This window comes from Virgibacillus halodenitrificans (assembly GCF_001878675.1).
Taxonomy (GTDB): Bacteria; Bacillota; Bacilli; order Bacillales; family Amphibacillaceae; genus Virgibacillus_Q; species Virgibacillus_Q halodenitrificans.
In genome coordinates, this window is sequence record NZ_CP017962.1 from 1,478,528 (window position 1) to 1,497,007 (window position 18,480).

At 35.2% G+C, this 18,480-nt stretch carries 20 protein-coding genes and 2 other annotated features; of the genes, 15 read left to right on the top strand and 5 right to left on the bottom strand.

Features of this window, described 5'->3' with window-relative positions:
• Positions 1-696: 696 nt before the first annotated feature.
• From BME96_RS07745 to BME96_RS07805, 13 genes are all read left to right on the top strand, one after another.
• On the top strand, positions 697-1,728 hold the full coding sequence (locus BME96_RS07745; RefSeq protein WP_071648808.1) for a glyceraldehyde-3-phosphate dehydrogenase: 1,032 nt from the start codon (positions 697-699) through the stop codon (positions 1,726-1,728).
• A 223-nt stretch (positions 1,729-1,951) separates the two neighbouring features.
• A complete protein-coding gene (speD, locus tag BME96_RS07750) occupies positions 1,952-2,332 on the top strand; it encodes an adenosylmethionine decarboxylase (protein WP_019376728.1) in 381 nt (126 codons plus the stop codon).
• A 258-nt stretch (positions 2,333-2,590) separates the two neighbouring features.
• Complete coding sequence (locus tag BME96_RS07755) at positions 2,591-2,980, top strand: cytosolic protein (protein WP_077357829.1); 390 nt, start codon at positions 2,591-2,593, stop codon at positions 2,978-2,980.
• Positions 2,981-3,014: 34 nt separating this feature from the next.
• Positions 3,015-3,497, top strand: a complete 483-nt coding sequence (nrdR, locus tag BME96_RS07760; protein ID WP_019376730.1) for a transcriptional regulator NrdR — start codon at positions 3,015-3,017, stop codon at positions 3,495-3,497.
• A 36-nt stretch (positions 3,498-3,533) separates the two neighbouring features.
• Positions 3,534-4,868: a replication initiation and membrane attachment family protein gene (locus BME96_RS07765; protein WP_071648809.1), complete on the top strand. Its 1,335-nt coding sequence runs from the start codon at positions 3,534-3,536 to the stop codon at positions 4,866-4,868.
• A gap of 21 nt (positions 4,869-4,889) precedes the next feature.
• A complete protein-coding gene (gene dnaI, locus BME96_RS07770; RefSeq protein WP_071648810.1) occupies positions 4,890-5,816 on the top strand; it encodes a primosomal protein DnaI in 927 nt (308 codons plus the stop codon).
• Between the two features lie 413 nt (positions 5,817-6,229).
• Positions 6,230-7,081, top strand: a complete 852-nt coding sequence (gene ytxC, locus BME96_RS07775) for a sporulation protein YtxC (RefSeq protein WP_019376734.1) — start codon at positions 6,230-6,232, stop codon at positions 7,079-7,081.
• Positions 7,082-7,138: 57 nt separating this feature from the next.
• Positions 7,139-7,360, top strand: a binding site (T-box leader).
• A gap of 50 nt (positions 7,361-7,410) precedes the next feature.
• Positions 7,411-9,354, top strand: a complete 1,944-nt coding sequence (gene thrS / locus BME96_RS07780) for a threonine--tRNA ligase (RefSeq protein ID WP_071648811.1) — start codon at positions 7,411-7,413, stop codon at positions 9,352-9,354.
• Positions 9,355-9,725: 371 nt separating this feature from the next.
• Positions 9,726-9,851 (top strand) — a sequence feature (ribosomal protein L20 leader region).
• A 68-nt stretch (positions 9,852-9,919) separates the two neighbouring features.
• Positions 9,920-10,423 (top strand): translation initiation factor IF-3, encoded by a 504-nt coding sequence (infC, locus tag BME96_RS07785; protein ID WP_019376736.1) that lies wholly within the window; start codon positions 9,920-9,922, stop codon positions 10,421-10,423.
• A gap of 31 nt (positions 10,424-10,454) precedes the next feature.
• Positions 10,455-10,652 (top strand): 50S ribosomal protein L35, encoded by a 198-nt coding sequence (gene rpmI, locus BME96_RS07790; protein ID WP_019376737.1) that lies wholly within the window; start codon positions 10,455-10,457, stop codon positions 10,650-10,652.
• Between the two features lie 70 nt (positions 10,653-10,722).
• Positions 10,723-11,079 (top strand): 50S ribosomal protein L20, encoded by a 357-nt coding sequence (rplT, locus tag BME96_RS07795; RefSeq protein ID WP_019376738.1) that lies wholly within the window; start codon positions 10,723-10,725, stop codon positions 11,077-11,079.
• A 65-nt stretch (positions 11,080-11,144) separates the two neighbouring features.
• The gene (locus BME96_RS07800; protein WP_019376739.1) at positions 11,145-11,423 is read left to right on the top strand and encodes a DUF1294 domain-containing protein; all 279 of its coding nucleotides are present in this window, start codon (positions 11,145-11,147) and stop codon (positions 11,421-11,423) included.
• A gap of 78 nt (positions 11,424-11,501) precedes the next feature.
• Positions 11,502-12,113, top strand: a complete 612-nt coding sequence (locus BME96_RS07805) for a TVP38/TMEM64 family protein (RefSeq protein ID WP_019376740.1) — start codon at positions 11,502-11,504, stop codon at positions 12,111-12,113.
• Positions 12,114-12,295: 182 nt separating this feature from the next.
• On the opposite strand, the gene BME96_RS07810 is transcribed toward BME96_RS07805, so the two are convergent.
• Complete coding sequence (locus BME96_RS07810) at positions 12,296-12,688, bottom strand: hypothetical protein (RefSeq protein ID WP_019376741.1); 393 nt, start codon at positions 12,686-12,688, stop codon at positions 12,296-12,298.
• Between the two features lie 198 nt (positions 12,689-12,886).
• Here BME96_RS07810 and BME96_RS07815 point away from each other — a divergent pair, with 198 nt between their 5' ends.
• Together BME96_RS07815 and BME96_RS07820 are read left to right on the top strand one after the other, a co-directional pair.
• Positions 12,887-13,372 carry a dUTP diphosphatase gene (locus BME96_RS07815; RefSeq protein WP_019376742.1) on the top strand — a complete coding sequence of 162 codons (486 nt, stop codon included), beginning with the start codon at positions 12,887-12,889 and terminating at the stop codon, positions 13,370-13,372.
• A gap of 81 nt (positions 13,373-13,453) precedes the next feature.
• Positions 13,454-14,539: a M42 family metallopeptidase gene (locus BME96_RS07820; RefSeq protein WP_019376743.1), complete on the top strand. Its 1,086-nt coding sequence runs from the start codon at positions 13,454-13,456 to the stop codon at positions 14,537-14,539.
• A gap of 155 nt (positions 14,540-14,694) precedes the next feature.
• Here the strand turns inward: BME96_RS07820 and BME96_RS07825 are convergent, their stop codons facing one another.
• The 4 genes from BME96_RS07825 to BME96_RS07840 all read right to left on the bottom strand — a co-directional run bounded on the left by BME96_RS07825 (position 14,695) and on the right by BME96_RS07840 (position 18,468).
• Positions 14,695-15,318 carry a lytic transglycosylase domain-containing protein gene (locus BME96_RS07825; protein WP_071648812.1) on the bottom strand — a complete coding sequence of 208 codons (624 nt, stop codon included), beginning with the start codon at positions 15,316-15,318 and terminating at the stop codon, positions 14,695-14,697.
• A 132-nt stretch (positions 15,319-15,450) separates the two neighbouring features.
• Positions 15,451-16,122, bottom strand: coding sequence for an ABC transporter ATP-binding protein (locus BME96_RS07830; RefSeq protein WP_019376745.1), 672 nt, complete (start codon positions 16,120-16,122; stop codon positions 15,451-15,453).
• On the bottom strand, positions 16,109-17,248 hold the full coding sequence (locus tag BME96_RS07835) for an ABC transporter permease (protein WP_071648813.1): 1,140 nt from the start codon (positions 17,246-17,248) through the stop codon (positions 16,109-16,111). Before BME96_RS07835 ends, BME96_RS07830 begins: the two co-directional genes overlap by 14 nt.
• On the bottom strand, positions 17,245-18,468 hold the full coding sequence (locus BME96_RS07840) for an ABC transporter permease (RefSeq protein ID WP_019376747.1): 1,224 nt from the start codon (positions 18,466-18,468) through the stop codon (positions 17,245-17,247). The genes BME96_RS07835 and BME96_RS07840 overlap by 4 nt, the downstream gene beginning before the upstream one ends.
• Positions 18,469-18,480: the final 12 nt, after the last annotated feature.

Here is an 18,480-nt window from a genome sequence, read left to right on the forward strand (position 1 = left end):
ATTTCCACTGCAGGGGGACGCTTTCCGCCGGCATGGCTTCAGCCGCTTCCTCCGCTACGCTTCGTGCAGGGTCTTCAGCTCATGCTATTCGAGGCCGCTGAAAAAGTCATTTTCTACTAAAATAGAAGTTTTTCAAAAGACGCTATCCCAAAATTTTGTTTTGATAATATGCATAAATGGAGAGCCAGAACCAGTTTATTCCACTCATAGACTAAAAAGTGGTGATGTAATTTTTTGGAACTAGCCTTCTCAAGAATTTACCGGACTTTTTCAGTGGCTTCATGCTATTCCGGCAGGAGTCGCCCCCTTCCGCTCCAATCAATACGTACACAGCATATGCTGGGGTATGCAGACGCAATTTTTCTTCCTAGGTATAATAGTAAATAGTAGCGCAGTATTTTTCCGTAGCGGTGTTATTTAGCTATTTTATATTAATTGGGAAATAAGTTTTCACTACGTCGCAGTTTTCTCCTAATGCGAAGAAAGTGAAATTATGGGAGAAAACTTATACTTCAACATTTTTATTACATCCATTTTTGCTTGTTTTACACAAAGAAAAAGGTCAATATTTAACGCAATTGTATGAATACTTAAACATGCATTAAAAACAAAATTAAAGGTCACATTTAAACTTTAATATGTTATACTAATTAATATAAAAGACAAATAAGTGTAACACATATAGGAGGACCTTAAATGAATAAAACTCGAATTGCTATTAATGGTTTTGGCCGTATTGGCAGAATGGTATTTCGTCAAGCGATTAATGATGATCAATTAGAGGTTATTGCAATTAACGCAAGCTATCCTCCGGAAACGCTTGCCCATCTTATTAAATATGACAGTGTCCACGGGATTTTTCAAGGTGAAGTGAAAGCGCTTGAAAATGGTCTGGAAATAAATCAAAAACAAATTAAAATAGTAAATTCTAGAGAACCTGAAAAACTTCCGTGGGAAGAATTGAATATAGATGTAGTTATCGAAGCAACTGGTAAATTTAAAACGAAGGAAACAGCAGGCCTTCACATAAAAGCCGGAGCGAAGAAAGTTGTTATTACAGCACCTGGTAAGCAAGTAGATAATACAATTGTGATGGGAGTAAACGAAGAAACATACCATCCGGATAAAGATGATGTTATCTCAAATGCTTCTTGTACAACCAATTGCTTGGCTCCTATAGCAAAAGTAATTGATGATCATTTTAACATTGTAAATGGGCTAATGACAACAGTACACTCTTTTACAAATGATCAAAAAAATATTGATAATCCTCATAAGGATTTACGTCGTGCACGTGGCTGCACACAGTCTATTATTCCTACATCAACTGGTGCTGCAAAAGCTCTTGGAGAAGTAATGCCACATTTAAATGGAAAATTACATGGAATGGCACTTCGAGTACCAACGCCAAATGTTTCTCTTGTAGATCTGGTGGTGGATGTGGAAAAGGCTGTATCAGTTGAAGAAGTGAATAAAGTATTTAAAAATGTAGCGCAAGGTGAATTAAATGGAATTATTAAATATACTGAAGAGCCGTTAGTTTCTATTGACTACACAACAACTGAATTTTCCGCAATTGTAGATGGCTTGTCTACAATAGTAATGGAAAACAATAAAATAAAGGTTTTAGCCTGGTATGATAATGAATGGGGTTATTCAAAACGAGTTGTGGATTTAGCTAGATATGTAGGAACATATTTGCACCAAAAACAAGTTAAAATCTCTTAAATATTTACTTTTATTGAGAGTATTGATCATGATAATTTATTATCATGATCAATACTCTTTATTATTAAAAATATATTGCAAATGTGGGAAAAACCGTTTATACTTTTCGTTGTACTTCCTGAATAGTATTAGTTCTGCTTAAAGGGTTAGGACCTCATCGGACTAACTTTCCCCCGTGGCAGAAGTGAATGGCAGGAAGAAATTTGATAAAAGGGGGATTCCTATGGATACAATGGGAAGACATGTCATTGCAGAACTATGGGGATGCAATATTGAAAAGTTAAATGATATGGGATTAATTGAACGCATATTTGTAAATGCAGCATTAAAAGCTGGGGCTGAAATACGGGAGGTAGCATTTCATAAGTTCGCTCCTCATGGTGTGAGTGGGGTAGTTATTATTTCTGAATCACACCTAACCATTCACAGCTTTCCGGAGCATGGATATGCAAGTATTGATGTGTATACTTGTGGAGATATTATTGATCCTAACGTTGCAGCTGAATATATAGCAGAAGCACTTGAATCGGATACATGTGAGAAAGTTGAAATACCTAGAGGTATGGGACCAATTAAAGTAAACCAATTTCAAAAAGTTTTATAAATAATCTGGGTTGAATGTTCTAAATAGGGAGCATCAACCCTTTGTTTTTTTGTCTTAAATTACCATTTAAAAACGATAAATTACAATGTAACCTTAAAGTTTATATTAAGCTTTCACGAGTTTCTCCTCTAATCATGCAACTATTATTTTAAGTATAATATCTTCTTTTTAGATACTTTCCATTCTATTCTAATAGAGGATTTATCGAAATCATGATAAAATAGTAATACTATACATAAAAATCGATATCCCAATGAGGTGAGGAAAATAGGCTTACGTCAGAAGGTTAACAAATATTTTGGTAATCAAGCAGAAACAAGGGAAAATCACTGGGATCCATCACTTCAAACACATTATTATAAAATAACTAAAGACAAAGGGTTTCAATACCTTGTTGATTTCTTTGAAAAATCCTCTGTTTACGAAGTTCACGCAATGTCCAAGGAACATGGAGAAATTAGTTTACAAGTGAAAAAGGGAAGAAATGCTTTTATTGTAGCAACAGTGATTATGGTTAGACCATACTATACAGCAATTGACTTTTCGGTAACAACAGAGTCCCTTCTTCCTATTGATTTTGGTTACAGTAGTAAAATTATATATAGCTTATATAATGATATCAATAAAGAATTAACATTAATTACCTAGAAGATTGCAGACAAAACGAATGGGGTTGAACAACGTGAAATGTTCAAATTGCGGTAATAAAAGTACAAAAGTTTTAGACTCTCGTCCAATCGAAGAAGGTAGCTCTATCCGTAGACGTCGTGAGTGCGAACAATGCGGATTTCGCTTTACGACCTTTGAACGTGTGGAAGAAGTACCATTAATTGTAGTGAAAAAAGAGGGTGCCCGCCAGGAATTTAGTAGGGAAAAATTAATTAGAGGCTTAATTAAGGCTTGTGAAAAACGCCCTGTTCCACTTGAAAAATTAGAGTCAACTGGATTGGATGTAGAAAGAGAATTGCGCAATACTGGTCTATCAGAGGTAGACAGTAAGGAAATTGGTGAAATGGTCATGGACCGTTTATCTGAAATAGATGAGGTAGCATATGTGAGGTTTGCCTCTGTGTATCGTCAATTTAAAGACATTACAGTTTTTCTTGATGAACTAAAGGATCTGATTAATACAGATAAAGAAGATCATCAGGAAGATAAAAAATAGAACGTAAATATAAGCAATGGAAAGGGTTAGAGATCTATGAATTATATCGGAAAAATATTACCGGTTGATGGATATTTTGTCGAATTAAAGAATGACTTACCAACAGAATATAACCTCTCTTTAACACATTTGTATCAGCCTTTAATCGGTATTCATGCGATTTCATTATTTCAAACTCTTTTAAATGAAAGAATGTTTACTGCAAATACGCCACAAACACATCATACTCTGATGAATTACTTAAATTTGCCATTGGACGAGGTATATCGTTCAAGAATAAAGTTGGAAGCTATTGGGTTACTGAAAACTTATGTTAGCCAGTCCTCTCAGGCAACTATATATACATACCAATTACAAAGCCCTTTTTCCCCTGCTGGCTTTTTTAATGATGCCATGCTTACACAACTCCTGTATCACCATATTGGTGAGGAGAAATTTTCCCTCTTAGAAAAGCATTTCTCCAAGAAAAAGGATAGGCAAACAGACGTTGAAGTGACAGCAACCTTCAATGAGGTATTTCAAACATTTACACCTACGATGGAAGGTGCTCCTGCTAATCAATCTTTGGAGGAACAAGAGCAACAGATGACACAACTAGATTTCTCCTGGATGGAAAACATGTTAAGACAACGTATGATTCCCATTAACAGGGTTTTAACTAAAGAGAATCGCAGGTTGATAATGCAAATGATGAATTTATATGATCTTGCTTCCTTTGAAGTGGAAAAGTCAGTCTTGTGGGCACTATCAGAAGATAATATTTTAAATCAAGATGAATTTAAAAGTGCATGTCATGATTTGTTTAAAACAAAGAATAACCAACAATCCGTAAGATTAACAGAAAAGCAAAATAGAAAGAAAACGATGCGTGATAGACCACTTACGAAAGAAGAACAGCTAATTTATGAGCTCGAAACAATTTCTCCAAAACAATTACTGGAAGATTTATCGAATGGTAAGCAGGCTTCTGAACAGGATATGAAAGTTATTCGTGAGGTGATGACATCACAGGGTCTTCCAGCTCCAGTGATGAATGTGTTGATCCATTATGTGCTGTTGCAATCTAATATGAAGCTTTCCAAAGCTTATATCGAGACGATAGCAAGCCATTGGTCCAGAGCGAACTTACAGACTGCTAAGGATGCAATGGAGTTTGCTAAAAAAGAAAAAGAGCGATATCAGGGTAAGCAAAAGAGTAATAAGAATAATTCCTATCGCAATAAGTCTACTGAAGTAATTCCGGATTGGTTTAAAGACAGGAATAAGAAAAAATCAACAGAAGCAGAGAATATAGAAGATGTAGACAAGCAGAAAGAGCAGGAGGAAATAGAAGCGTTGCTTCGTCAGTACTCTGTTAGTAATGAAAAATAATTTGTCTCAAGGATGATTTTTATGAAACCAGTACAAACAGCTTTACAAAAATGGATGAGAGAAAATGAAAATTTCAAGGAAACTTATGCCCGTGTGAAGCAGGAAGTAGTCAATGATCCTGAAATTAAAGAATTTCTTTCTTTGCATCCAGAGCTCACTCAAAAAGAGATTGATAAAAATCTAATAAAGCTTTATGAATACAAGTCACAGACTAAGCAATGTACGGCATGCAAATCCTTTGATTCGTGTGTGAATATGCTTCAGGGATACTCGCCGATTTTACATGTGGAAAATAATGAAATACATTTGTCTTATGAAAAATGCCATAGTCGCCTTGACTATGAAAAGCAAAAGAAACAGCAAAAGCTTATTCAAAGTCTGTATATGCCTAAAGAAATTATGGAAGCTACCATAGCTGATATCGATAGTAATCCGGAAAGAAGCAATGCAGTACGTGAATTGCTCTCCTTTGTTGAACGAGCTAAAAATGGGGTTCCTCAAAAGGGAATCTATTTTTACGGACCATTTGGTGTAGGAAAAACATATTTTCTAGGTGCACTGGCAAATAAATTAAAAGAATTTAATGTTTCTTCTACGCTCATCTATATGCCTGAATTCGTAAGAGAAATAAAAGCTTCCATGAAAGATGATTCTTTTAATGATAAAGTTGAATTCTTCAAAAAAGCAGATGTGCTGATGCTTGATGACATCGGAGCTGAAATGCAATCTGCCTGGTTCCGTGATGAAATTCTTGGTTCTATTCTTCAATACAGAATGATGGAGCGACTTCCGGTATTCTTTACTTCCAATTATAGCTTGGAACAGTTGGAGAAGCATCTCGCAACTACAAGAGGGGGAGTTGAATTAGTGAAGGCCGGTAGAATCATTGAACGAATGAAGCAAGTGTGTAAAGAAGTAGAAATAAATGGGAATAACCGTAGGAATTAATATGTTAAAAAGCTAGTGAAAAGGCAAATGAATTGCTTTTTTACTAGCTTTTCTTTGTAAGGATGAATATAAATTTGCCTCGAAATTATTTGTTTGAGTTTTCTCATGAGCCATTTATAAATTCTAAAGTAAATTTCCGGGATTGTAAACGGACCTTCTCGGAAAAAATGTGGTAAATTATCCTGTTGTGGATACTCTGGTTCAACTGCTGATTAACTTTTTCTACCTCGATTATCTCTCATTGCTGTCGATAGTTTTTGTTGTACGAACTTTACTTCCTGCTATAAAAAATTCTTTACTTGCAGATCTTTTAGTTTTTACTAATTTCATTTACTAGTTTTCCTGATTATTCATTTTTTCTCATCTTTGTCCATATAATGTAACAGTTTGGTGTTGGGTGAGGGTGATGTTTATTGCTGGAGGTTTATTTAGAATCTGATAAAGAAGTAAGCTACTTTTGTGACCGCTTGTTTTATTATGATCCACATATTGAATTGTGCTGGAAAAGAAATGAAGATTGGGGGAATCATCTATGTGTTGATAAAAATGCCCCTGCGGATGATTTAACTATAACAAATGCTCGGGCTATGGTAGATGTGTTTATCAAATATCGTTTAAGATCATGTTTAAAAGAAATTATCTATAATTATTATTACTACACGAATGCTGACGAAGTGGAACGTATATTGGATCTGGCCCAATGGATAGTGAGAGGTGATGATGAAGACAGCAGGAAAGTTAGAAATGACAAGGATCCCAGCAATTTATTAATGTCTTTATTCATAGCAAATTTTAAAAATATCGCTACAATACATTTCGATTCTATAGTTAAGTTTGGTTTAAAGAGCTTTAAAGAAAAACTTGTTTACTATGTTGGATTAGCTATTGATGAATTTAAGCGTGAGGAAGAACATCAGGAATTTGTTAATATGCTTCGTGAATATATTATTAAAAAAGATCCAATAATAACAGAGATACATGTATTACAAGGAGATTCTTTCACATTTTATCATTCTGACGGAAAGAGTATGTCACCGATAGAACTTCATAGCATCATGCAGAAGGAACCGTTGTACATGGTAGGTCTAGATGAAGAAGAAATGAATTTGGCTCCTCTGATCGCAATGGCACCTGCAAAGGTAAATATCTATGGAGATAAGCCTGATGATCCAAAAACATTGACAGTAATAAATGTTTTTCAAGAAAGAGCCAGTCTTTTTCCTTATAGAAACTTTCCATTTCTTTATAAAATTAAAAAACAATGAATAAAGACTTGATTTTAAAACATTGTAGGGCTATAATACTCATTATAAATCTATTACTTAAAAGTATGGAAAAGGACAAGATTAATTGTTCCTGGATGTACCAGAGAAGGAAGCCAATGGCTGGGAGCTTCCGCATCACACACAATTAATTACCACCTTTGAACTCTGCTATCGAATATGTAGTAAATAGCAGCGTCTTATCTGCGTTAAAGATACCAAAGCCGTATATATTACGGAAATTAGGGTGGAACCACGACGTGACCAACGCTCGTCCCTTTGCTGAATAGCAGAGGGATGGGCGTTTTTTAATTGAAAAAGGAGTGAATATAATGGCAGCAGAAATCTCAATTATTTTTCCAGATGGAGCAGAAAAACAATTTCCCCAAGGTACAACAGGGGAAGAGATAGCAGGGTCAATTTCTTCAGGATTAAAAAAGCAAGCAGTTGCTATTAAGCTAAATGGTGAGCTTGTTGACTTAAAACGTGAATTACAGACAGGCGGCAAAATTGAAATTATAACTTATAAAAACCAAGAAGGTATTGAAGTAATGCGCCATTCAACAGCACATCTTATGGCACATGCAATTAAAAGACTTTTTAAAGAGGTAAATTTCGGAGTTGGGCCTGTAATAGAAGAAGGATTTTATTACGATATGGATATGGAGCATACAATTACTCCAGAGGACCTTCCTAAAATTGAAAAGGAAATGAAACGTATTGCAGATGAAAGCCTTGATATCATTAGAGTAGAGGTTTCCCGAGAGGAAGCCAAAGAAATGTTTAAAGATGATCACTTGAAGCTTGAACTAATAGACGCTATTCCAGCAGATGAACAAGTGACTATTTATAAACAAGGAGAATTCTTTGACCTGTGCAGAGGCATTCATGTGCCATCAACAAATAAAATAAAAGCATTTAAACTGCTTAGCATATCTGGGGCTTATTGGCGTGGTGATAGCAATAATCAACAGCTCCAACGTATATATGGAACTTCATTTGAGAAACAGAGCCAAGTGGATGAGTATCTTAGAATTCTTGAAGAAAGAAAAGAAAGAGACCACCGAAAGCTTGGTAAAGAGCTAGATATTTTCACAGTCTCGCAAAAAGTAGGGCAAGGATTGCCGCTCTGGTTGCCGAAAGGGGCTACAATACGTCGTACAATTGAGCGGTATATTGTAGACGTTGAAGAAAAGCTAGGGTACGACCATGTATATACTCCTGTTTTAGGGAGCAAAGAGTTATATGAGACTAGTGGGCACTGGGAGCATTATCAGGAGGATATGTTCCCACCGATGGAAATGGATAATGAAACATTAGTTTTGCGTCCAATGAATTGCCCACATCATATGATGGTATTTAAGAATCAATTATGGAGCTATCGTCAATTGCCTGTAAGGATTGCAGAATTAGGCACAATGCACCGTTATGAGATGAGCGGAGCATTAGCAGGTCTTCAACGCGTACGTGCTATGACTCTAAATGATGCACATATTTTTGCCCGTCCAGATCAGTTGAAAGATGAATTTGTTCGCGTAATCGAACTGATTCAACGTGTATATAAGGATTTCGGAATTAATGATTACTATTTCCGCCTATCTTATCGAGATCCTGAAGATAAAGAGAAGTACATTGACAATGATGAAATGTGGGAAAAAACACAATCTACTTTAAAACAAACAATGGAAGAGTTAAATTTAGAGTATGTGGAAGCAGAAGGGGAAGCGGCATTCTATGGTCCTAAGCTTGATGTGCAAGTCAAAACAGCTTTAGGAAAAGATGAAACCTTATCTACCGTGCAGTTAGACGTGCTCTTACCTGAGCGTTTTGATTTAACTTATATTGGTGAGGATGGGAAGGAACATCGCCCAGTAGTCATCCACCGTGGAGTTGTATCTACAATGGAACGATTTGTAGCCTTTTTAATTGAAGAGTACAAGGGAGCATTCCCGACTTGGCTTGCCCCAGTTCAAGTGAAGGTGATTCCAGTATCACCACAGGTACACTTGGATTACGCAAAATCAGTTGCTGATAAATTAAGATTACAAAATATCAGGGTATCGATTGATGAGCGTGACGAGAAGATTGGATACAAAATACGTGAGGCACAAACACAAAAGATTCCTTTTGCCTTAGTCCTCGGTGATAATGAAATTGAAGAAAATGCAGTTAACGTTCGTCGTTATGGTGAAAAAAATTCAGAAACAATAGCATATGATGAATTTGAAACATTAATTAATAAAGAAATAGACGAAAAAATACTAAATAAACGATAGATAACAATCCCAGGCAGTAAATAACTGCCTGGGATTGTTTAGGTTCTAATAGAAACAGAAAAAATAATTTTTCCTTTTAATCGTTTTAGAAAAACAAACCTTAGCGGTGATATTTAGCTATTTTATAATAATTGGAAAATAAGTTTTTCTCCTACTATGAATGTAAGAGAAAATATTTATATTCCAACATTTGCATTAAAAGTACAAAGTGTAAAAGATTACTTAAGGGAAGTTATTAATAACCCGTGTATCTTGACTAAAGTCCACAAAGAAGATATATTATAATTATTCTATTAAGCATACATTCAAAGTATGTTTGACAAGAAACAACCAAGATGTTATTATAAATAGGTTGGAAAAATTAAATGATCTGAGACAAGTAGAAGCACCCGCTTCTCACCTGATCGACACCTTGAGGTAGTTGACTGGTTCTGAACTCTTTTAATAAATTATTGGAGACGTGTGGGTGCAGTATGTACCGACACTTTTTTAATGACAAAATATTCGCTTGTCAATGATGATCAGCTCAAAAATAATTTGGAGGTGGCTGGCTATTAGCAAAGATATGAATGTCAATGAGAAGATTCGTGCTAGAGAAGTGCGTCTTATCGATTCAAATGGTGATCAGCTTGGGGTGAAATCACGTCAGGAAGCATTGGAAATTGCGCAAACAAGAAACCTTGACCTTGTTTTAGTTGCTCCAAATGCAAAACCACCAGTTTGTCGAATCATGGACTATGGGAAATATCGCTTTGAACAGCAAAAGAAAGAAAAAGAGGCTCGGAAAAAGCAAAAAGTTATTAATGTTAAAGAAGTACGCTTTACACCAGGAATCGGCGAACATGATTATGAAACAAAACTGAAAAACGCTAGAAAGTTCCTGGAAAAAGGAGATAAAGTAAAAGCTGCAGTGCGTTTCCGTGGCCGTGCAATTACGCATAAGGAACTTGGACGTGAAGTCTTAGACCGTATGGCTGAAGATGTGAAAGATGTAGCTACAATTGAAACAAAGCCCAAAATGGAAGGCCGTAACATGTTTATGATGTTGGCTCCATTAAATGAAAAATAATCATTCAAGTCTATACTAGGAGGAAATCAACATGCCTAAAATGAAAACCCATAAAGGTTCTCAAAAACGCTTTAAAAAAACTGGTTCGGGAAAATTAAAACGTGCACATGCTTACACAAGCCACATGTTTGCACACAAATCCCAAAAGCAAAAAAGAAAGCTTCGTAAATCTGCAATGGTATCTTCTGGAGATTTCAAACGCATTAAAACAATGCTTCCTTATAAATAAGGTCGGCTTTTATAAAAAACTACTTTCATATAATAAAATCAGATTGTACTTGTATTAGGAGGGAATTAATATGCCACGTGTAAAAGGTGGAACAGTAACGCGTCAACGTCGTAAACGCGTCCTTAAATTAGCAAAAGGTTATTATGGTTCAAAAAGAACGTTATTCAAAACAGCAAAACAACAGGTGATTAAATCAGGTCAGTACGCTTATCGTGACCGCAGACAGAAAAAGCGCGACTTCCGTAAATTATGGATTTCTCGTATTAACGCTGCTGCTCGTTTGAATGATATTTCATATAGCAAATTAATGCACGGTCTTAAAGTAGCAGGTATCGACATTAATCGTAAAATGCTTTCCGATCTTGCCATTAATGATGAAAAAGCTTTTGCTCAATTAGTAGAAAAAGCAAAAACAGCTGTAAAGTAATAGATCAAGAGAGGCTAAATTCTTCGTGTGAAGGGTTTAGTCTCTTTTACTAAGGAGCCGGTATAATGAACGAACTAAGTGGAGTGTTATTTTACCTTATAGGAGTAAATATTTTTACATACATATTAATGGGTATGGATAAACAAAAAGCCATAAAGAAAAAGTATCGAATACCTGAACGGACGTTTTGGTTATTATCTTTGTTGGGTGGAGCTCTGGGTGTCCTAATAGGGATGAAGGCCTTTCGTCATAAAACCAAGCACAAATCATTTCAATATGGTGCACCCATTTTGCTGATTGTGAATATAGTTTGTTTTGTATATTTGTTTTTTTACATGTCATAAAGGCTCGTCTATTGTCATATAAATTAAGAGGAGGTGATATGCAGCTTAGAAAATCAGCTAGAGAATGGGGGAAATTGAATGGAGATGCTTGGTAATCATCTTATGGCAATCATTGAAACAGGTGGGCTCTTTGCTCCTATCTTGTTCATTAGCTTTCATTTACTAAGACCTTTATTTTTCCTGCCAGTTGTATTTATCTGTATTACGGGAGGAGTTCTTTTCGGAGCTCTAGCGGGTACACTTTACTCATTAATTGGAATTACTTTATCTAGTATCATTTTTTATTTTGTAATTAGATGGATGCCGAGGACCTCAAACAAGCTACTCTTTGTAAAACAAAAAATAGTTGGTAAGAATAGAGAATTGACTACTCCACAAATTGCCTTACTCCGTCTTGTTCCGTTTATACATTTTCATTTATTATCCTTATGCTTACTTGAAATATCGGCGAGCTTTAAGGATTATACGAAATCATCACTTATCTCTAATATTCCTATTGCATTTGTTTATACTTCAGTTGGGGGCTGGATATCTAACCTGACTCCAATAACCGTCTTTCTATTTCTTTTATTATTACTTCCTGTTTTGTACCTGTTAAGAAGGAAAGAAATTAATATTAAATGGCAGGATTTCTTTCAAGTTAGTGCAGAACAAAAGCCCAAACGTTTTGAAGTAAGAAAGGTCGGCTAATTTCGCTTGGTTCTCACTTCTAATAAGATATTCAAAATCTTAATGAGGTAGTTTGTCATGAAGAATTATTGATTAAGGAAGAATGCTTCAAGTTTGATATTGCTATTTTAGGAGTAACATTGTTCTACAGAATTTAAATGTAATGTTCCTACACAAAAACTCATCCGAACTGGATGAGTTTTTTATTCTAACGTTGTAAGTAGTAATTTATTTATAGGGTGTTTCCAGGTGATTTTAGCATAGGGATAACGTAGTAAAATTTCATTTTCAAGAAAATACAAATCATCTCTTGTTAATCCGCGAAGTTCTAAATGATCGTTAACAGTAATGTTAATATTGACAACTTCAAATGAATCCTCGGTTGTGCCAAGATATTTTTCCCCTTCGAAGAAGCATCCTTTATATACAAACTGAAGGTTTTTTTTGCTATTGTTTGCTTGATCAACGAAATAAAACTCTTTAGATTCCTTAGCAATTCGTAGCTTTCGCTGTGGGTTTTTGTAGTATTGCACCCAGGTATATATTAATAAGGCAATGGAAACCAATATAAGAATTCTAAATAAGACAACAATCATATCTGACACGTCTCCCTGCTATTTATTACTCTTTATACGAATGACTTCAACAGAAGGTTTCATATTCAGTACATTTACTTTTATTTTATAAAAAAAAGAAAGACTGAGAAAGTATAAAGCCTTTAGCCGGGTTTTAACTATAACTAACTTCTTCATCCGTGATACAATCAATAAAAAGAGAAAAAGAGGGATCTGTCATTGAATTGGAAACAATTATATAATATGCAAAAGGAATTGGATCGATATATTGAAAAAAATAACAATCTGGAAAACAAAAATGTATTTCAAGAGAAACACCTTGCATTATTAGTAGAGCTTGGCGAGCTGGCAAATGAAACTCGTTGTTTTAAATTCTGGAGTCAGAAACCAAGGAATGAAAAGCACATTATCCTGGAAGAATACGTAGACGGCATTCATTTTATATTATCCCTTGGTATAGAAAATGATTATTATTATATGAGTGAAAAGAAGACTATGCCAACATTTACAGAAACAGAGCAATTCATCAAAGTTTTTCAAGCATGTACGTTATTTCACTCTTTTCCCACAGAAGAAAATTATCAAGCGATGTTTGAAAGTTATCTTCAGCTTGGTAAATTGCTTGGCTTTACCGAAGAAGATATTCAAAGAGCATATCTACAAAAAAACGAAGTTAATTTTAAACGTCAGGATACGGGGTACTAGGTAAGATATACTAAATATTTTATTATTTCTTAAAAAGAGTTTATAATTAGAAATGACAGATAAAGGGAGGAATTAGTACATATGGCTAAATTAGATGAAACATTAACGATGCTTAAAGATCTTACAGATGCAAGAGGTATACCAGGGAATGAAAAAGAAGCAAGGGACGTTATGGAGAAGTATATTACCCCTTATGCTGATGAAGTGTTTACAGATAACTTAGGTAGTTTAATTGCCAAAAAAACTGGTAATGAAAATGGGCCTAAAATTATGGTTGCTGGTCATCTGGACGAGGTTGGCTTTATGGTAACACGAATTGATGACAAGGGATTTGTTTATTTCCAGACAGTCGGTGGCTGGTGGAGTCAGGTCATGCTTGCGCAACGTGTAACAATCATGGGAAAGAACGGAGATGTTACTGGTGTAATTGGTTCAAAGCCTCCGCACATCTTATCACCTGAAGCTCGCAAAAAACCTGTAGATATTAAAGACATGTTCATTGATATCGGTGCTTCAAGTAAAGAAGAAGCTGAAGATTTTGGCGTGAAACCAGGAGATTCAATTGTGCCATATTTTGAGTTTACCCAATTGAAGAATGAAAAAATGTTACTAGCTAAAGCTTGGGACAACCGAATTGGTTGTGCTATTGCAATTGAAGTTTTGAAGCAATTGAAAGATGTAGACCATCCTAACATCGTATATGGAGTTGGGACCATTCAGGAAGAAGTAGGCTTACGTGGCGCACGCACATCAACACATAAAATTAAACCTGACATTGGCTTTGGGGTAGATGTTGGAATTGCAGGCGATACGCCAGGGATTTCCGATCACGAAGCAGATAGTAAACTAGGAAAAGGACCACAAATTATACTTTACGATGCATCCATGATTTCACATAAAGGAGTGCGGGATCTGGTAGTTAATACGGCAGATGAAAACAATATCCCTTACCAGTATGCTTCTATGGCAGGAGGGGGTACAGATTCGGGATCTATCCATTTAACTGCAAATGGCGTACCTTCTTTGTCTATTACTGTAGCAACAAGGTATATCCATTCACATGCAGCTATTTTACACCGTGATGACTTCGAAAATGCAGTTAAACTCATTGTAGAAACAATTAAGAAACTTGACGCAAACACTGTAAAAGATATTGTACTTGCATAAATACGTATACTCTAGCAATCATTATGTGTATGGTTTTATGCCTGAGACTAAAGCAAAGAGATTATAAGCCTGAAAATCGTATAGATACAGAAAAAGCCGAGCTAATTCGAAATCTTATAATAGATTCGAATAAAGTTCGGCTTTTTGGCATTTTATTATATGTATGCCTTCATTATTTTTGAAACATAATTTTGTGTTTCTTTAAATGGAGGTATTCCCTGATATTTATCTACATTACCTGGTCCAGCGTTGTATGCTGCTAACGCCAGTTCCACTTTTCCATTGTACCGTTGAAGCATTTGGCTTAGATATTTTGTACCGCCCTCTATATTCTGTTGCGAATCATAAGGGTTAGTTACTCCCAAGCCTCTGGCTGTGGCCGGCATTAATTGCATTAAACCCTGTGCACCCGCATTACTTCGCGCTTCATTATTATAGTTCGATTCGGCTTTTATAACAGCATGAATAAGGCCCTCATCCACGCCGTATTTGCTGGCAGCATTTTTAATATAGGCATAAATAGAATCAGTGCCCTCTTTGGTGCTGGAGCTATTCTCTGGAAGTACAGTAATCGGGTACGTAGTATGTGCGGATGATGGGATGTATTTTTGCTGCATAAAAGTATTATTATAGTTGGTTGCGTTGTTAATTTTTTCTTGTAATAGCTGTTTGAATGCCAAATCAGCAAATACGCTATTACTACTTGTGTTTTGTTTTCCAGATGCCATCATAGCCATGGCCTGATGTTGAATCATTTGTTGCAGTACGCTAATTTCCATTGTCAAGCCCCTTTGCTTATAGGGTTAGTATTACTCTTATCTATTTTACTATATTATTCCATTTAAGCAATAAGAATTAATCTATTTCATAAACTTTTTTAATTATTTATCCAGTTGCTTATATTATCTATTCTAAAACACTATTAATTCAGTTCCGGTTTTGGCTAGAATTTCTTCATAAAATGGATCCTCTCCAATACATACCACCCGGTCACAAAGAGAAGTTATTTCATCCATATCGTGTGAGATATAAATAACTATTTTACCATGCTCTTTTGCCTGCAATTGTAAATAGTTACCAATCTCTTTACGTGACTTAAGATCAATCCCCACTGTAGGCTCATCTAATAGTAATAGGGGAGGGTCATGAATTAAGCTAATAGCTAAATTCAATTTACGCTTCATTCCACCTGATAGTGTATGCACTGGCTCATCCCACTTATCGAGGCTCATGTCTAAGCATAGTTGTTTTAACTCCCCTGTTGATTTTCTTATCCATGATAGTTTTTCAAAAAATAACATATTTTCTTTTACTGTAAATTCCTCCCATAATGCTAATTCTTGTGGAACAAAGCCAATTTGTTTTCTAATCTCTTTTTTATGTCTCGCATAATTGCTTTCTCCTAATATTATCGACCCTGAAGTTGGCTTATCAATGGTTGCTAGTAATTGAATTAAAGTAGATTTACCAGCACCATTTTCACCTACCAACCCGATGATCTCTCCTTTTTCTATAGATAATGAGATATTATTCAGTATTTGTTTTTTACCATAGGATTTAGATAATGAATCAATAGTTAGCATCAAATTTCCCCTTTCTTCCATACCAAAACATAACAATTACTGATAGCAGAATGAACCAGAAAAAACCTATTTTATTATGTAAAAAAGGCTGTAACGGGTGAAGTGAAGAAATAACGCTAATTTTTTCTGGAAGTCTATCTAATGGAACAATACTTCCACTTGTTATCGCCATAATTAAAGACAAAGTAAATGAAAAAACATAATATAAATAGACATTTTTAAATGATAGTGCAAGTGTGAAAGCAGCCGTTATTAGAGTCAGACGAAGCATAACCAAGCTAATAATAAAGGTAAGGGAAGTAGGCTGATTTAGAAATATAGTGAACAAGCTTATAGAAATAAAATCAAATAAAAGAAATAAGGACAGATAAATAATGCTGTTTTGAATGGCGTACATTTTAAAAGAATATTTAGTAAAGGTAAAACGTTTGTATATAGAAGAGTTTTTCTCCTTTATTAACCAATCAAATAGTAAAAGCGTAGATAAAAAGCTGAAAATTGCCCATATTCCCCATGGATTTACTAGGGAACTTTTATTTTCACCAGAAGATGCTTTAGGCCTTGTGAAAGAAAAAGAGGTTTGAAGCAAATTCTCCTGCTTCTCAATTTCTTTACTTTTTTCCAGGATTTCATTCATCGTCCAAATTGGGGGTGAATCATATTCTTTGCTAAGCTGTTGAACCGTAAATGCGGCTTTAATGCGTCCAGTATCCTGTTGGATAATTGCCTGAATTGCTTCAGAAACGGGTATATAGCCAAAAGATAAGTCTGAACGAATTCCTGTAATTAATCTGTTTCTGCTTCCTTTTAATATTTTTTCTGTATAACCTTCTTTAATAATAAAGGCACTGTCCAGCTTATGAATTTCTAATTGGTGCAATGCTTCTTCTTCTGTCATTATCTCAACTTGCAAGGAAGAAGTGTTGCTTAATTCCTTGAGTAGTCGGTCTGTATAATCTGTTTGTTCCTGTAGTACAATACCCACAGGGATTTTTGCATTTCCTTGAGTGGTACTTATTAACATTATAATACTGAAGGTCAATATGATCGGTAATAACATCCAAAACAGAAGCGTCCCTTTTTGACGTTTCCAGAAAAGCAGACGATTATTTAATATTGCTCTCATAAATATGTACGCTCCTTTATCTGTGCCACTCCTATAAGAGTTAGAATTACTGCTGACATGAGTAGGAATAAAGGTAAATAGTCGGCAAATAAGCGTTGTTCGAGTACAATTTGCTGAAGCCAGTAAAAAGCCTCCGTGGAGGGGCTGTATTGCAAGATGTCCTGTAAAATTAAAGGAAAATAGATTGTAGGTATAAGCGCCCCGCTGATAAGCAACATAAATCCTGTCAAGCCTGCTTGAATAAGCAATCGTAGTTTTGCTGATGAAATAATTATTTCCACAAAAGCCATCAGAACCAAAAATATTATACCGTATAAGAAGCAGATAAGGGTGATTCGTACTACATTTTCAGTTGGGATGCTCCAATTAAGCAAATAATTTAAAATGAAAAATAGTATACCAGCTAAGAAAGTACTGAATAGTCCTGTAACCATTATTTTTGCAATCAGCTGTTGCATTTCAGATACACCATATAAACTCATCCGTGTTTTTAAGAGAGGGGGCTCTTCCTTTCCCAATAAACTATACATACCCAACATCCATAAGGTAAAAATGATAAACCAACTACCTAGTCCGTAATAGTGAAGAGGTGCAGAGGTTGTTTGATTAGAAATCTTCTCTTCTGAAATAATCTTGTCCTTGCCAATCGTATAAAATAAAAATTCTTTAAACTGCTCAAATACTAAATCGTTTCTTGTTGTATCTGCGATATTCATATTTTTTGCGTATTGATTTATGGTTAATATATTTGCTTGAGAAGCTCGTATATGCCTTGTAATACTTTCAATTAATTGCTTAACCATATGACTTTCAATAGGTTTTTGGGGGTTGCCGATTATAGGTATTGTAACGGAATTGCCTTTATATAAATCTGTAGTAAAGTTACTTGGAAAAACAATATAGGCAGTTAAGTCATTTGATTGAAGGGAAGCTTCGGCAGTTTGCTCTTTCATCCCTTTTAATTGAATAAAAGAACCTAGTTGGGAAGACTCTTCAATTAGATCAACAACTAATTGAGTCTCTTTGGATTGCTCCATGTCCACTAAGCCAACTTGAATAGGAGTGGTCTCAGAGGGGGAGAAAAAAGAGATGGTGATCGTAATCACTAAACCAATGATAATAATGGGGAGAAGTAAAAGGAGAGGAAGTGATAGCCACTTCCTCTTAAGATATCTTACATTATTAGTAAAAAATAAGATAATATTTCTTATGAAATGCATACGAGCACTTCC